The sequence below is a fragment of the Streptomyces sp. NPDC050263 genome, from assembly GCF_040655955.1.
Classification (GTDB): domain Bacteria; phylum Actinomycetota; class Actinomycetes; order Streptomycetales; family Streptomycetaceae; genus Streptomyces.
In genome coordinates this window covers 1-16587 of record NZ_JBFAKW010000036.1, presented here as the reverse complement: position 1 = coordinate 16587, position 16587 = coordinate 1, and the positions used below count along the sequence as shown (strand labels likewise).

The 16587-nt window shown below is 70.8% G+C and carries 9 protein-coding genes; 4 read left to right on the top strand and 5 right to left on the bottom strand.

The window, feature by feature from the left end; genetic code table 11:
- Positions 1 to 110: 110 nt before the first annotated feature.
- Together AB0J04_RS18480 and AB0J04_RS18475 are read right to left on the bottom strand one after the other, a co-directional pair.
- Positions 111 to 1655: a helix-turn-helix domain-containing protein gene (locus AB0J04_RS18480; RefSeq protein ID WP_363169526.1), complete on the bottom strand. Its 1545-nt coding sequence runs from the start codon at positions 1653 to 1655 to the stop codon at positions 111 to 113.
- A 621-nt stretch (positions 1656 to 2276) separates the two neighbouring features.
- Entirely contained in the window at positions 2277 to 2717 is a 441-nt protein-coding gene (locus AB0J04_RS18475; protein ID WP_363169525.1) for an SRPBCC family protein, read from the bottom strand.
- Between the two features lie 146 nt (positions 2718 to 2863).
- On the opposite strand from AB0J04_RS18475, the gene AB0J04_RS18470 reads away from it, so the two are divergent.
- Positions 2864 to 4111: a cytochrome P450 gene (locus AB0J04_RS18470; RefSeq protein WP_363169524.1), complete on the top strand. Its 1248-nt coding sequence runs from the start codon at positions 2864 to 2866 to the stop codon at positions 4109 to 4111.
- 1 nt (position 4112) lies between these two features.
- Here the strand turns inward: AB0J04_RS18470 and AB0J04_RS18465 are convergent, their stop codons facing one another.
- The 3 genes from AB0J04_RS18465 to AB0J04_RS18455 form a co-directional block, all read right to left on the bottom strand.
- Positions 4113 to 4880, bottom strand: coding sequence for a polysaccharide deacetylase family protein (locus AB0J04_RS18465; RefSeq protein WP_363169569.1), 768 nt, complete (start codon positions 4878 to 4880; stop codon positions 4113 to 4115).
- Positions 4881 to 4965: 85 nt separating this feature from the next.
- Entirely contained in the window at positions 4966 to 6414 is a 1449-nt protein-coding gene (locus AB0J04_RS18460; protein ID WP_363169523.1) for a family 43 glycosylhydrolase, read from the bottom strand.
- A gap of 43 nt (positions 6415 to 6457) precedes the next feature.
- Positions 6458 to 7948, bottom strand: coding sequence for a family 43 glycosylhydrolase (locus tag AB0J04_RS18455; RefSeq protein WP_363169522.1), 1491 nt, complete (start codon positions 7946 to 7948; stop codon positions 6458 to 6460).
- 579 nt (positions 7949 to 8527) lie between these two features.
- Here AB0J04_RS18455 and AB0J04_RS18450 point away from each other — a divergent pair.
- The 3 genes from AB0J04_RS18450 to AB0J04_RS18440 all read left to right on the top strand — a co-directional run.
- Positions 8528 to 8893: a DUF5132 domain-containing protein gene (locus AB0J04_RS18450; protein ID WP_363169521.1), complete on the top strand. Its 366-nt coding sequence runs from the start codon at positions 8528 to 8530 to the stop codon at positions 8891 to 8893.
- Between the two features lie 482 nt (positions 8894 to 9375).
- The gene (locus AB0J04_RS18445; RefSeq protein WP_363169520.1) at positions 9376 to 11322 is read left to right on the top strand and encodes an ABC transporter ATP-binding protein; all 1947 of its coding nucleotides are present in this window, start codon (positions 9376 to 9378) and stop codon (positions 11320 to 11322) included.
- A gap of 257 nt (positions 11323 to 11579) precedes the next feature.
- Positions 11580 to 16587 (top strand): amino acid adenylation domain-containing protein (locus AB0J04_RS18440; protein WP_363169519.1); only part of this gene is annotated, 5008 nt, incomplete at its 3' end.

The window sequence follows — 16587 nt, the reverse complement described above, 5'->3', positions numbered from 1 at the left end:
GCTGCACAGAGCGCCCTCAGGCCTGAACTCCGGAGGGGGGAAGGCGAGATGGGTGTCCTGCACGCGTGTCGGCTGGTGCGTCCGCGCTGAGATTTTGTGATGCTCGGCCGTCAGCCGACGAGCACGTCGACGGGCGTCCCGGAGGGTCCCGGCTCCTTGAGTTCGGTCACCGTGAGCGTGTGCACCAGGTCGTGGACGCCCGCGCCCGTGGTCAGCAGGTCCCGCTTCAGGAGACGTTCCGCGGTGCGCAGTCGGGCGCGGACGGTGTTGCGGCTCAGCCCGAGACGGGCGGCGGTCCGCCGTGCGTCGGTGTCGGCGTCGACCCAGGCCGCCACGGTGACGTACACCTCGCGGTACCGAGCCTCGCGCAGCGGACGCAGGAACGCGTCCGCCCAGGCGACGGCGGGCTCGGTACGCAGCAGTTCGTCCAGGGTCGGTGTCTCCCGCGGGAAGGCGCCGTCCGGGTCCGGGGCGAGGCCGGTGAGGGTCAGGGCGAGGTCGAGCGCGGCGCGTGCGCGGACGTCCCCGAGATCCACACAGAGCGCCTCCTCGGCTCTGCGGCAGTGCGCGGCGACCGTGGTGCGGCTGATGTCCAGCAGGCGGGCCACGGCCGTGCGCGGGAAGGCGAGCGTCAGCCGCGAGACGTCCACGGTGAACTTCGGCACCTCGCGCAGGGGCGCGGTGAAGGCGCGCGCCCAGGCCAGGCCGGGCTCTCTGGGGAGCACCTCGACCAGCGAGGACCGCCCTTGGTAGGCGGCCACGCGGTCCGGAGAGTTACGGGCGACGGCGAGGGCGTGCACGGCCTCGCCGTAGGCGGAACCCGTCGCGCCGAGCGGCTGGGGGCGACTGGTGCCGAGGGCGTATCCGGGGGTCTCGCGCACGAGCCGGCGCAGCATCTCGTCCTGCGGGGAGCTCTCACCCGGACCGGCCGACTCGGCGGTCAGGCAGATGAGGTGCTCGTCGAACGCCGGGCACGGCACCATCAGCCCGCGCCCGTGGTAACCGGACGAGTCCAGGCGGGAATTGGCCAGCAGGTCACGGTCGGCCGGGGGACAGTGCAACAGCTGGACCCGTAGTCGCTCGGCGTCCAGCAGCGGCGGGACGTTGCCGGTCGTCATCCTCCGCGCGAGGGTGACGTCGCCCGTCATCAGAGCCGTGAGCACGGCGAAGCGCACCTGCCGGGCCTTGCCCTCATACTCGCGTCTGCTGGTGTCGGCGGCCAGCGCCCTTCCCATCAGTTCGAGGAGCCCGCCGGCCTGCGATGCCAGGGCCGCGGCCTCCTTCGATAAAGATGCCGCGCTCAACGTCACCAGGACCGCGCGGGGTTCACCCGGCCCGAAGCCCTCCAGCCGGACCTCGCGACCGTCCAGAGGGGCCGCGGAAGCCGCGAGGCGCCCAGCGGCGACCTTGGCGAGGGGCTCCGCCAGGGCGGCCAGGACGGTCACGGGAAAGCCGGCGGTCGCCGTCCGCGCACCTCGTCCGCTCACCCACGCGATGTCCGCCCCGACGCGCGACGCCACCCATGCCAGCACCTCGTCCGGGGGCACCTGGCGCCGTATCAGCCGCAGGAGTTCGTCAAGGTCCTCCCGGCCGCCCACCGTCCGCACCGCCCCTCCCGCCATTCCGCCCGCCAACCCCTGTATCTTCCCCGGCACTTTACCGCCCCTTTGCCTGCTGTGCGGGTTCGGGTCCCACCGCGGACCGACGCCGACGGCCGGCGGTCACGATGCGTGAGCACGTGCTCGACCCGCGTCGTCGCGCGGCCCCGGAACGCGTCGGCCCGTGCCGGGAGCGGTGCCGTCCGCACCGGTACTCGGTTCCTGGACGCGGACATGTGTGTCCAGTACGACATCCGGAACGGGAAGCGACCTCGGACTTCCCTGTGATCGCCCCACCCCGCCCGGCGTCAGCAGGCCGCGTACCCGCTCGGCGGAGGCCGTCCTGTCCGCCAGGAACGCGAACACCGGCCGCATGGTGACCGGTTCGAAGGACCCGGCGGGCAGCGGGGCCGGCCTCCGCCGGGTCTTCGAAGGCCAACCGGCGTGTGGACAGGCGCGGTTCGAGGTCCAAGCACCGGTCGCGTGGCGCGGCCACCGACGTGCCGGGACCGGTCCACGGCGAGGGCGTGGCAGTCCGGCGAGGCGAGCGCGGCCGACGTCCGGGGCGCGGGTGCCGGGGGTCGGTTCCACGGTCTCGGCGAGCAGCCGGAGTCTTCGGTCGTCCTCGCGCCGAAAGGGTGTCCTCCCAGTGCCGTGGACCGGAGCGGTCCGGGTCCGTCAGGGGCGGCGCAGCAGCCGGTTGACGGCGCGGCCGAACACCCGGCGGGAAGCGGTGCGCAGGAGCGGGTCGCACAGTGCGGGGAGCAGGCGCACGCGCAGTTCCTCGCGCCAGATCACCCGGGTCCGGCCGCCGGGGCCCGGGCGGACCTCGATCTCGGCCCAGCCCAGCACGACCCGGCCGCGTTTCTCCAGGCGACACAGTCCGGGTTCGTCCTCGGCCGGCGGGTACCAGGAGGTGACCTCCATCCGGTCGGCGAAGGCGAACGGGCCGAGACCCGAGCGTGCCACGAACACCGTGCCCACGCGGGTGGGCGGCGGAGTGAGGACGGTGACGCGGGTCAACGGGACCACGTCGCCGTGCCGGTGCCACTCGGTGAGCCGGCGCCACGCCTCGTCGAGGGAGAGGGGGGCCGTGCGTTCGAGCTGGAAGGTGACCACACAATGATCGTAAGGAGTCCCGGCCGCCCGGCGGCATGTTCTCCTACGGCTCACACGCTTGGCGCAAACCGTATGTCCCCTACCCACCCGTACGCCCGTACGGGAACATGAGCGCGACCCCGCACCACCAGCGGCCGGGAGGACTCGTGGACAGCTCAGGGCTCGGCAGACTCGACGAGGTGCAGCGCGACCCGTATCCGCTCTATGCGCAGGCCCACAACGCCCAAGGGCTGCTCCACGTACCGGAGTTGGACGCCTGGCTGGTCGCCCGGGACGCCGATGTGCGGGAGGTGCTGCGACGCGCGGAGGACTTCTCGTCCGCGGGGTCGTTACGGCCGGACGTGCTGCCCTCGCCCGCCGCGCTGGCGGTGCTCGGCGGCGGGTTCGGCGGGCGGCCGGTGGTCGTCGGCTCCGACGGGGAGGCGCACCAGCGGCTGCGTCTGCCGATCGTGCGCGGGCTGTCGCCGGCCCGCGTCGCCGCCGTCCTGCCGTACGCCGCCGAGCGCGCCACGGCCCTCGTACGGGAGTTCGCCGGAGGGGCCACCGAAGGGGAGGTCGCCGGGGACGGGCGGGTGGAACTGATGGCGGCGTACGCGCGGCGGCTGCCCGGGGAGGTCGTCGGGCGGATCTTCGGGCTCGACCCCGCCGATGTGCCCGCCGTCGTGCACGGCGGACACCGCGCCGAGGAACTGCTGTTCCGGCCGCTGGCGGAGGACGAGCAGATCGCCGCCGCCGAGGACGTCGTCGCCCACCAGCACCTCCTCGACCGGTACGCCCGGGAACGGGCAGCCGACCCGCGCGAGGACCTCTGCACGGAGATCGTGGCCTCGGTGGCCCAGGTCCCCGGCGACCTCACCCTCGAGCAGCGCCACGAGGCCGTCTCCCACCTCCAGAACCTGCTGATCGCCGGGCACCTGACCACCACGGCCCTGATCGGAACCACCGTGCTGCACCTGCTGCGCCATCCGCGCCAGTGGGAACTGCTGTGCGCGGAGCCCGAGCGGATCCCGGCGGCGGTCGAGGAGGCCGCCCGCTACGACGGTGCCCTTCAGGGCTTCCGCCGGGTCACCACCCGGCCCGTCACACTCGCCGGCACCGAACTCCCCACCGGGGCCTCCCTGTTCGTCGCCTTCGGCGGAGCCAACCGGGACGCGCTGCGGCATCCGCGCCCGGACGCCTTCGACATCACGCGCCCGCCCGGCCGCCATCTGGCCTTCGGGCACGGCCCGCACGCCTGCCCGGGTGCCCAACTGGCCCGCGAGCAAATGCGGTTGACTCTGAGCGAGTTGACGCGTCGACTGCCGGGTCTGCGGCTGGCGGACACGGAGCGGCCGGTCGAGATGCGGCCGACGATGATCCACCGCTCGCCGTACCGCCTGGACGTGGCCTGGTGAGTCAGCGGTAGACCTCGCCAGGCTCCGCCGTGCCGGGCGCCAGCAGCTGAGGCACCGTCACGAACACGTATCCGCGTTCTTTCAGCGCGTCGATGATCCCGGGCACGGCCGGCACGGTTCCGTCGTAGATGTCGTGCAGCAGGATGATGCCGTCCCGGTCGGCCTGCTCGAGGACCCGGCGCTGGATCAGCGCGGAGTCGGTGGTCGTGTAGTCCTTGGCGGTCACCGTCCACAGCACCTCGGCGAGGCCCAGCTCGCGGCATATCTCGTGGACGGTCTCGTTCGTACGGCCCTGCGGCGGCCGCATCAGGGTGGGGCGCCGGCCGGTGAGGCGCTCTATCTCGTCGTTGGGGCGCCGGAGCTCCTCGCGTATCTCCTCCGGCGTGATCTCCGTGAGGATCTTGTGGTCCCAGGTGTGGCTGGCCACCTCGTGTCCCTCGGCGGCCATGCGTCTGACCAGCTCCGGGTATTTCTCGATGTGCCGTTCGCCCAGCAGGAAGAAGGTCGCGGGGACCTGTTTCTCCTTGAGTATGTCCAGCAGCCGGGCGGAGTTCTCGCTCGGGCCGGCGTCGAAGGTGAGGGCGATGCACTTCACCTCCCGGCAGTCGACGGCGCCGAAACGGGCGGCCTGGGCGGTGGCCGCCGGCTGGGCGCGGGCGGTGCTCGGGTGTGTGGTGTCGACGCCTCCGCAGCCGGTCAGCGTGACCGCCAGACAGGCGGCCGCCGCAGAGAGGGCGGCGGGACGCAACGCGGCCCCCGTGTTCTTCATCTTCCTGGTCAGAGAAAACATGCCGAGACTATACATAGGGCGTATACGCGCTATGTATAGTCTCGGCGGTGTGCCCTTCAGGCCCTCACTGGGCGTAGAAAGTGGCGTCTCCCCGGTCTGTCGCCGTGCTCGGGGTCTGCACGTTCAGCAGGTAGTTGTAGTGCCGGATGTAACGGCCGGCGTAGTTGTACGACTCGTAGGAGATCCCGGCCGAGTCGGCGAGCCCGGCCCGCTGGTGGAAACTCGCGTCGGACGCGAACGTCGACGTGCCGTCGTTCTTCTCCAGCCACACCTCGAAGTTCTTGTGCCGCAGGTAGTAACCGGGGAAGTTGGCCGACTCCAGAGAGACCGTGCCGGTTCCCGCGAGACCGGTTACCACCCGGAACTGCGAGTCGGCGAGCGGGCTGACGTTCGCCTCGATACGGGCCCGGTACTCCCAGTGGCGGATGAACCGGTCCGCGAAGTTGTACGAGGAGAAGCGCTGCGGGGTGACTCCGTCGGCCACCGGGATGCCGAAGTCGGGCGAGCCGTCGGCCTTCCAGTACACCTTCTGCACCCGCGTGCGGCGGTTGGGGTCGTTCAGCGGGTCGCCGGTGATGTCCTTGTAGCTGCGGTCGTGGTAGACGAGGATGTCGGACTTGCCGTCCTCGGACACCGTGAACGAGTTGTGGCCCGGCCCGTACTGTGAGGTCGAGGCGTTCGAGGTGAAGACGGGCTGCGTCCCCTTGGTCCAGGACGCCGGATCGGTCAGGTCGGCCGTCGCGGAGGCGGTCAGCATGCCGAGGCAGTAGTTGGCGTCCGTCGCACTCGCCGAGTAGGTCATGAAGACCTTGCCGCCGTGCTGGATCAGCGCGGGCCCCTCGTTGACCTTGTAGCCGATCGTCTCCCAGGAGAGCGTCGGCTGCGAGATCTCCGCCGGAGTGCCTTGGATCGTCCAGGGATTCGCCATCTTGGCTATGAACAGGCTGGTGTTGTTGTTCTCGGACGGGTTGCGCTGCGCCCAGGCGAGATAGCGGACACCGCCCACGACAAAGGTCGTGGAGTCGAGTGAGAAACTCTCCCACGTGGTCTTGATCTGGCCCTTCTCGGCCCAGGTCGCGGTGAGCGGGTTGGCGCCGGCGCCCTCCAGGACGTACATCCGGATCGCCCACACGTCACTCGTCGACCCGGCCGCGAAGTACACGTACCACTTGCCGTCGATGAAGTGGATCTCCGGCGCCCAGATGTGGGCACCCATGACCCCGCTGCTGTGCTTGGTCCAGATGGTGACCTCCTGGGCCGTCGACAGGCCCTGGATGGTCGTCGCCCGGCGCAGCACGATGCGGTCGTACTCGGGGACCGTTGCGGTGAAGTAGTAGTAACCGTCTGTGTGCTTGTAGATGTGCGGGTCGGCGCGCTTCTCGGCGATCGGGTTGGTGTACGTCACCGCGGGGGAGTCGGGCACAGCGGCCTGGGCGGGGGCGCCCACGCCGGTGAGGACGGCCGCGAGGGCGACGAGGCCGGCCAGGAGCAGCCGAACGGCGTTGCGTCTCAAGGGAGTTCTCCAGATGGGGGGAGGTGCGCTGAGAGGGGCGGGCTCAGGTGGTGGGCACGAGGCGCCACTGCTGGCAGGTGTTGTTCAGCCAGGTCCACTGCCGTACGTCGGCGCCGTTGGCGGTGGAGCAGCCCGCGACGTCGGCGACCTTGCCGCTGTTCTCGTTCACGAGGCGGACGTAGTCCCCGGTCGCGGTGAAGACAGGACGGAAACGCTGGCACTTGTTGTTCAGCCACGACCACTGGCGCAGATCGGCGCCGTCGGCGGTGGAGCAGTCGGCGGTGTCCATCACCGCGCCGGTGGCCACGTTCACCAGCCGGCTGGTGTCGTCGGCCTGGTCCTCGATCCGCCACTTCTGGTTGGCCCCGCCGTTGCAGGTCCACTGGAGGATGTTGGTGCCGTTGGCGGTGGAACCGCCTTCGACGTCAAGGCACTTGCCGCTGTTGCGGTTGACGAGGGTGTACGCCGTCGGAGTCGCCGCCGTCTCGCCGGACGGGCCGGGGAGTGTCGTGCCGAGCGCGACCGGGGTGCCGAAGTTCGGGGTGCCGTCGGCGTTCCAGGTGAACTTCTGGGCACGGGTCGTCCGGCCGTTGCCGCAGCCGCCGCTCGCGGAGGAGTTGGCGTGGTAGACGATCCAGTTCTCGGTGCCGTCGGGTGAGCTGAAGAAACCGTTGTGGCCCGGGCCGTAGACGCCGTTCGCGTCACTGCGCTGGAAGACCGGGGTCTGCTTCTTCGTCCAGGACGCCGCGCTGAGCGGGTCGCCGCCGGTCAGCTCCAACAGGCCGAGCTTGTAGTCCGCCGTCTGGCAGTAACTCGCGGAGAACGAAAGGAAAGTGCGTCCGTCGTGGTAAAGCGGCTCGGGTCCCTCGTTGACGGGCGCGCCCGAGGTCTCCCAGCTCAGCGTGGGACTGGAGATGACCGTGAACGTGTTGCTGGACAGCGTGTACGGGTTGCTCATCGGCGCGATGACCAGGCTCTGCGTGCTGCCGTTCACGAAACCGCTTCCGACGAGATACAGGTTTCCGTTCGCCTGGAGCACGCTGGCGTCGATCAGCCAGCCGCCCGGCGTGAGATTGGAACCGGTGAGGGAGCCCTTGTAGGTGTACGGGCCCAGCGGGTCGGTGCCGGCGCTCTCCAGGACGTGGGTGCGCTGGGAGTCGCAGCACGCGGTGCCGCCCTGGCCGGCCGAGTAGTACAGGTACCAGTGGCCGTTGAACCGGTGGATCTCCGGCGCCCAGATATTGGTGTTGCGGGTCGAGGTGGTGTCCGACCACACCTGAACGGTGGGCGCGGTGGCGAGGCCCGCGAGGGTGGGTGCCTTCCGCATGCCGAGCACGCCCGTGAACGTCGTCGTGATCAGGTAGTAGTTGCCGTCGTAGAACTCCAGCCAGGGGTCGGCGCCCTTGGCCGACTTCACCGGGTTGGTGTATGGGCGGCCGTCGGCCGCGGACACCGGCTGGGTCGCCGCCACCAGAGCGACGAGGAGCGCCAACACGCAGACGAGCAGGGGTCTGCGGCGATACTTCCGAGGCATACAGGACCGTCCCTTGTCCATGAAGCCCAATGTCCGTGATTTCGAACATGGTTCGTAACTTCGGCCAGAAGATATGGGGCGTGCATGTCCTCGTCAATGGTTTGGGCAGCACCGCCGGTATCGGAAAGCAGTCGGAAAGCGGCTGTCGCTGCGGTTACTGCACCGCCGTTCAGGCCGCCTCTCCCGCCGGACCGGTTCCTGCCCGGTCCCCTCCCCGTTCCCGAGGGCCGGTGCTGCCCGGGAACGGCTTCGGCCCCGCGGGACGGCGGAACCGGTTTCGACTCGTGGTGCATTTACTGGCCACCTTTCTTCCGTACGCTCCGTGAAATTAATGGGGAAAGGTCGTCCGCTCGACGCCTGATTCCGCCCTCTCCGCAGGGTCCGTTGCCACTCGTTCCTGCTGGATCCTGTCGGCGTGCTGGCCTGAATCCGTCGTCCCCGTCGGTCCGTATTACTCTTCCGGGTGACGAGGCAGGTCTCGGCTTGGTTTCTGCCCCAACGGCTCCGATAAGCTGATGCAGGTTCGCAAATGCCGGGGGCTAATGAGTTTCGGCTCCCGAAAAGAAGGGGTTACGAATCATGCCGCCTGTACTTCCCCCGTTCCTGATCGGTCTCATCGCCGCACCCCTGGCCAAGAGGGTCGTCAAACCGTTGATGCGGGGGCTGGTGAAAACCTCGGTGGGATTGGTGCTGGAAGTGAAACGCGCCGCGCACGAGGCCGGCGAAGGTTTGCAGGATCTCGCCGCCGAGGTCACGGCCGAAGTCGTCGCCGCGCAGATGACGGGCGGCGGTGAGTCGGAATCGCCTGCACAGCCTCAGGCCAAGAACCAGGCTCAGGTGCAGGCACCGGCGGTTGCTCAGGGGCGGCCCGTCACCGACGCCGCCGAGCACAAGGGGCCCGGCAAGGGGCGGACGCCCGCCGTGGCCACCGGCAAGGCGCACTGAACGCCCACGCCGCACAGAGGGAACAGCTCGGGGATCTACTGAACATGACATTGCTGGTGGCGGCTGAGGCCACACACGGGCCTGCCCGGGAGAACGCGGAAACGTACTCGCTGAGAATGCACTCGTCGATTCCTGGACGGCAGCGCTGGAAGATTTCCGAACTGGCGGGCAGGAAGCGTTTCGCGAGCGTTCTGGAAAGCGTTCTCGGAAAACATTCCGGCATTAGATCGGCGAGGGTCAGCGAGGTTACGGGAAGCGTTCTCGTCCTTCATGATCCGGGCCTGGGAGCCGTCGAGGTCGGAAACATCATCCGAAATTCTCTGGCCGCCGTTTCCCAGGCCGGGGAACAGTCGCCCGGGCCGCGCCGCAGCGGACAAGCCTGCGGACAGGCCCCGGGCGCCGGTTCAGCGTCCGCTTCCGCCCTCACCCCTGCCTCCGGGCGTACCCCTGCCCCCGCCCTCGTGCTCGCGGGCGGTGCGACGGTGGCCGCGCTCGCCCTCGGCCCCGGAAAGCTGCTGCGCAAACCGCTCGCGGTCCTCGGCGCCGTCGTCACCGCCACGGTCGTCGTCGTACGCCGGGCCGTGCGCGCGGCAGCCGCCGACGGCCACACCGCCCCACAGGCCGCCGACTCCGCCGCGGACGGGGCGCCGCCGGGCCGGCCACCGTCCTCCCTGCGCTCGCTCCTCGACATCGTCGGCCCGCACAGACCCAGACTCTGCCTCGCCTCCGTACTCTCCGCCGCGTGCCAGCTGACCGAGGTGGCGCTGGGCCTCTTCCTCGGCTGGATCGCGCTCGTCCTCATCAAGGGCGAGGCCGCTCCCCTCCTCGCCCTCGGACTGACCAGCGCCTCCGCCCAGTTGTGGTTCCTCGCGGGCGCCGCCGCCGTGGCCTGCGCCGCCGTCGCCGGTCTCTCCTACGCGGCGAGCGTGCAGTGGCGCGGGCTCGGCCAGGCCGTCCAGCACGACTGGCGCAACGACACCTACACGCAGGTGCAGAAGCTCGAACTGAGCCACCTGGAGGGCGAACGCACCACCCGCATCGCCGGCGTCCTCACCGAGGAGGTCACCCAACTCGGCGCCTTCTTCACGACGGCAGCCGGCGACGTCGTCCAACTCGTCACCAGTTTCCTGGTGTTGGTGCCCGCCTTCCTCCTGCTGGCTCCCGAGATCGCGTGGATCGCGTTCCTGCCGATGCCGATCGTGGCCTGGCTGTCCTTCCACTACCACGACCGGGTCGCCGCCGACTACGCCGTCTCCAGCGAGCACAAGGCCCAACTGCACAGCCAGTTGGTCAACAGCCTCGAGGCCGGCGCCACGGTCAAGAGCTTCTGCACAGAGGAGTACGAGGCCGCGCGCGTCGAGAACCTCAGCGAGGTGTGCCGGGAGAGCACCCATCGCACGGACCGCTCCACCGTCCGCCACGCAGAGACGGTCCGCGCCGTCACCACCGCCTCCATGACGGGCACCCTGCTCCTCGGCGGCCGCTCCGTCCTGAGCGGCGCCCTGCCCTTCGAGGTGTTCAGCCCGCTCATCGGCCTGCCCCAGCAGGTCCTGCTGCGGCTCACCCGGCTCGGCAACATCGTCGACCAGTACCAGCGCACCCTCACCGCGCTCGACCGCATCCAGCACCTGCACGCCCTTCCCACCGAACCCGTCGGCCCCGAACACCCGGTGGACGCCGACGGCGTCAAGGGCGCGGTCACCCTGGACCGGGTCACCTTCGCCTACCCCGGTCGGCCGCCGGTGCTGAGGGACCTCTCGCTGCGCATCGCGCCCGGCCGTGTCACCGGCATCGTCGGTCCCACGGGCTCCGGGAAGACCACGATCGCCAAGTTGCTCATGCGTTTCCAGGACACCGACTCCGGCCAGGTCCTGCTCGACGGCCGGGACGTGCGCGAACTGTCCCGGCAGGGACTGCGGGGCGCCGTCGGATTCGTTGCCCAGGATCCCTTCCTCTTCGACGGCACCATCGCCGACAACATCCGCTACGGCAGCTTCGACGCCACCGACGAACACCTGGTCGGCGCGGCCCGCATGGCCGAGGCCCACCCCTTCATCGAGGCGCTGCCCAACGGCTACGAAACGATGATCGGCGAACGCGGTGCGGCCCTGTCAGGCGGACAGAGACAGCGTCTCGCCCTCGCCCGGGCCATCCTGAAGGATCCGCCCGTCGTCGTCCTCGACGAGGCCACCTCCGCCGTCGACAACGAGACCGAGGCCGCCATCCAGCGCACGCTGCGCACCTTCGCCGAGAACCGCACCCTGATCATCATCGCCCACCGTCTCTCGACGATCCGCAACGCCGACTGGATCCACGTCCTCGACAAGGGCGGCCTCGTCGCCGAACAGGGAACCCACACCGAACTCCTCGCCCGCGACGGCCTCTACGCCTCGCTGTGGCACCTACAGGCGGGTGAGGCGGCGGCGTGACCCGCCCGGTCCCGGGCGCTGCCGGATTCCGGTAACCGCTCCCGACCGACTCGTCGTTCGCCCGCCCCACGCTGTCCGCGAGCCCGCGCCCGCGCCTTCGTCCGCGCGCCTTCGCCCGTGTCCCCGGGCCGCAGGCCCTGCCTTTCCGTCGCAGTCGCACTGTCCCCCTCCGAACGAGGCGGCACGCCAACCGCTGCCTGTCTCCCGCCTCGCTCCCGGCGACCCCAGCTCCCCACAGCACCCCTGGAGGTACCCCCATGTCTGCTCGCGATGACGTCGCCCTGCCCCTGACGGCGGCTCAGCGCGAACTCTGGCTCGCCGAACAGCGGACGGACGGGGTGATCCCCACCTACCGCGTCGGCGAGTACGTGGACCTCCCCGGCCCCGTGGACACCGACCTGTTCACCACCGCACTGCGCCAGGTCGTCGCCGAGAACGAGGCCCTGCACGTCGGGTTCGCCGACGTCGCGGACGGCGTGCAAGGCGCGCACGTCGCGCACGGCGTGGATGCCGTGGATCGTGCGGTCGACCACGACGACGTGGAGGGCGCGGGCGGTGACGACGGCTCCGACGGGCCGTGGCAGATCATGCGGGACCACGGAGAGTGGAGCCCCCAGTACCTGGACCTGAGCATGCGGGACGATCCGCGCGCCGCCGCCCTGGAGTGGATGGCAGCCGACCGCCTCCGGCCGCTCGACCTCACCCACGACCGGCTCTTCAGCCATGCCCTGATCAAGCTGGCGGACGACCACCACCTCTGGTATCACACCTACCACCACCTCCTCGCCGACGGACTCGGATACGCCCTGATCGCACGCCGGGTCGCGGCCGTCCACACCGCGCTCGCCGAGGGCCGCACGCCGGAGCCCACGCCGTTCCCGCCGGTGCGCGCCGTCCTGGACAGCGACGCCGCCTACCGTGCCTCCGACCGTTTCGCCGCCGACCGCGCGCACTGGACCGAACGTCTCGCCGACCTCCCCGAACCTGCCCGCATCAGCCGCGCCGAGGACCACCCGACCGCCGATACGCAGCACACCCCGCTCCCCGCCGAACCCGTACGGCACGCCCTGCGGACCCTGGCCGCGCGCGCCGGAGTGCGCTGGTCACGCGTCCTCATCGCGGCCACCGCGCTGTACGTGCACCGCCGCACCGGCGCGCACGACATCCTCCTCGGCCTCCCCGTCACCGGCCGGGACCACGGCGAACCCGCCCTCACGGCGACACCGGGCGTGGTCTCCAACATGGTGCCGCTGCGGCTGACCGTACGGCCCGACATGCCCTGGTCCGCACTCCTCGGCCAGGTCGACGCCGAGGTCCGGTCCGCGCTGCGGCACCAGCGCTACCGAGGCGAGGATCTGCACCGTGACCTGGGCCTGCCCGGCGCGCCCGGCTCGGCCTACTCCGCGGTCGTCAACATCATGTCCTTCGACAGCGACCTCCGCTTCGCCGGCCAGAAGGCCACGGCGCACAGTCTCGCCGAGGGCCCCGCCACCGAACTCGGCGTCTGGGCGCTGGACCGCTACGACGGGACGGGCCCGCACGTCGAGTTGCAGGCAGCGGCCGACGCCTGGGACGACGACGAGCGCCAGGCCCACCGACACGGCCTGACGAGCCTCCTGGAGAGCCTGGCCGGGTCGGACGACGACGACGACCGTCCCGTCGGCCGCGTTCCGTTGCCGATGCCGACAACGGCGCTCGCCTCATCCACGTCATCCGCTTCATCCACGTCATCCGCCTCCTCCACATCGTCTGCTTCACCCACGTCCTCCGCTTCACCCGCCTCATCGGCCTCGCTCTCCGCTCTCCCCACCACTCACCTCGCCGACCTCTTCGAGCAACAGGTCCGCCGGATCCCGGACGCCGTCGCGGTCGTCGCCTCCGACACCACGCTCACCTACGCCGGACTCGACGCCCGCGCGAACCGCCTCGCCCATCTCTTCGCCGCGCACGGCGCCGGCCCGGAGCGCCTGGTCGCGCTTGCGCTGCCCCGTTCCGCCGAGCTGGTCGCGGCCGTCCTCGCGGTCCTGAAGACCGGCGCGGCCTACGTCCCCCTCGACCCGGACCACCCCTGCGCGCGCCTCGCCGACCTCCTCGACGACACCCGCCCGACCGTCCTCGTGACCGACGGCGCCACCCGGCCCCGGCTGCCGGGGGAGACGAGCGCTGACGTCATCGTCCTGGACGACCCCGACACGGCCGCGCGGCTCACCGCGTCCGCGCAGGACGCCCCGCACACGACGCGCGACGCCCGTCACCCGGCGTACGTCATCCACACCTCGGGCTCCACCGGCCGCCCCAAGGGAGTCGTGGCCACCCACGCGGCAGTGGCGAATCTGATGCTTCATCAAGTCGGCGCCCTTTACCCGCCCTCGGACGACCGGATGCGGGTGGCGCTGACCACCTCTCTCTCCTTCGACGCCTCCTGGGACCAGCTCGGCTGTCTGTTCGCCGGACATGAGCTGCACGTCATCGACCGCGAGACGTGGGCGGATCCGAAGGCGTTCCTCGCCCATCTCGCCTGCCATCGCCTCGACCTCGTCAACGCCACGCCCTCGTACCTGCGGGTTCTTCTCGATCACGGCCTGCTCGGCGGCAAGCAGCAGCAAGGGCGTCCGTCCGTCGTCGTCGTCGGCGGGGAAGCGGTGCCGGAGAGTCTCTGGCAGGAGCTGCGCGCAGCCGACGGCGTAAGCGTTCACAACTTCTACGGCCCCACCGAGTGCACCGTGGACGCCGTGACCGCTTCCCTCGACACAACCTCCAGGCCCGCGATCGGAAACCCGGTAACCGGTTCCCGCGCTCACATCCTGGACAGTGCCCTGCAACCGGTTCCCGACGGAGCGCCCGGTGAGCTGTACATCGCCGGCGCCGGCCTGGCCCGCGGCTATCTGAACAGGCCGGCACTCACCGCCGAACGCTTCGTCGCCGACCCCTACGGCCCGCGCGGCACTCGCATGTACCGCACCGGCGACCTGGTCCGGCGTACCTCGCAGGGCGTTCTCGAATACCTCGGCCGCGCCGACGATCAGGTCAAGATCCGAGGCTTTCGCGTCGAACCCGCGGAGATCGAGGCGCACTTGAGCGCCCACCCGGCCGTGGCCCGCGTATCGGTCGTCGCCCGCCGGGACGGCAGCGACGCGGACGGCGACGGCGGTGCCCTCCGTCTCGTCGCCTACGTCGTCGCCGAGCCCGGCAGTGTTCCGCCGCGACCCGACGAACTCCGGGCCCACCTGCGCGAACGCCTGCCCGACCACATGGTCCCGGCCGCCTTCGTCGCGCTGGACGCGCTGCCGCTGACCTCCACCGGAAAACTCGACCGGCAGGCACTGCCCGCCCCTGCCTCCGCCCCGGGCATCCGGGAGGGCCGCGCACCGCGCACGGCCCGCGAGGAGGTGCTGTGCGGACTGTTCGCCGACGTCCTCGGCGTACCGCAGGTCGGCGTCGACGAAGACTTCTTCGCCCTCGGCGGTCACTCGCTGTCGGCCATGCGCCTCCTGTCCCGTGTTCGCGCGGCCCTCGACACCGACCTGGGGCTCGGCGACTTCTTCGACGCGCCAACCCCTGCGGGCGTCGACAGGACCTTGGGCGCGACGTTGGCCACATCCTCCGATGCGGCCCTCGATACAGACTCCGATACGGCCTCCGATACAGACTCCGATACGGCCTCCGATACGGCCTTCGGTACGGACCTGGACGCAACGGGCACCACCGGTCCCGTCCGGCCAAGCCCTCCCGCCCGTCCAGCCCGTCCCGTTCGTCCCGTACTGCGCCCGTACGAGCGGCCCGAGGCCGTGCCGCTGTCGTCCGCGCAGCGCCGCCTGTGGTTCCTTCAGCGCATCGAGGGCACCGGCGCCACCTACCACATTCCCCTCGCCCTGCGACTGTCCGGCACCCTCGACCAGAACGCTCTGCGAGCGGCCCTGCGGGACGTCGTAGCCCGGCACGAGAGCCTGCGCACGGTCTTCCCGGACGAGCGCGGGGTGCCCTTCCAGCGCATCCTGGACGTCGACCGGGCCGAGCCCCGCCCGACCGTCACCGTCAGCACCGAGGCCGAACTCCCCGACCTGCTCGCCGCCGCCGCGCGCCGCCCCTTCGACCTGGCCACCGAACCGCCCGTCCACACCGAGCTGTTCACGATCGCCCCCGACGAGCATGTGCTGCTTCTCGTCGTCCACCACATCGTGGGCGACGGCTGGTCGCTGGGCGCTCTCGCCGACGACGTCACCCGCGCCTACGCGGCGCGCTGCCGGGGTGCGGAGCCGGACCGGGCGCCGCTGCCGGTGCAGTACGCCGACTACACCCTCTGGCAGCGTGACCTCCTTGGCGACGCCACCGACCCCGAGAGCCTGTCTGCACGCCAACTGTCCTTCTGGTCCCATAAGTTGGTCGGTCTGCCCGAGCGGCTCGACCTCCCCTTCGACCGGCCGCGCCCCGCCGCGACGACCTACCGCGGCGAGCAGCTGGAACTGAGCCTGGACGCCGAGCTCCACCGCCGTCTCCGTCGGCTCGCCGGCGCTCGCGGGGCGACCCTGTTCATGGTCCTCCAGGCCGGCCTGGCCGCTCTGCTCGGCAAACTCGGCGCCGGTAGCGACATCCCCCTCGGCGCGCCCGTTGCCGGCCGCACCGACGAGGCCGCCGACGACCTGGTGGGATTCTTCGTCAACACGCTGGTCCTGCGCACCGACCTGTCCGGCGACCCGACCTTCACCGAACTCCTCGACCGTGTCCGTCGGGGTGCTCTGGCCGCCTACGCCCATCAGGACCTGCCCTTCGAGCACCTGGTGGAGGAGCTCAACCCGACGCGTTCCCTCGCCCACCACCCGCTCTTCCAGACGATGCTCGCCCTCCAGAACGCTCCCCTGGGCGAGTTCGACCTGCCTGGCCTGCACGTCACGACGAGCCTGGTCTCCACCCGCACCGCGAAGTGCGACCTCACCTTCAACCTGGCCGAACGCACCCGCCCCGACGGCACTCCGGCCGGCCTCGTCGGAGTCGTGGAGTACAGCACCGACCTGTTCGACCCGGAGACGGTCGAGACGATCGTGGCGCGATGGACGCGTCTGCTGGGCGCGGCGGTCGCCGAACCGGCGCTGCGGCTCAGCCGGTTCGACGTCCTGACCGACGCCGAGCGAGAGCTGCTCCTGCCTGCTGCCACGGTCGATGTGCCGATGGCGGAGGGCAGTGTGGTGGGGCTGTTCGAGGCGCGGGTGCGGGAGTTGCCTGATGCGGTGGCGGTGGTCGCGGGTGAAGTGGCGTTGTCGTACGGGG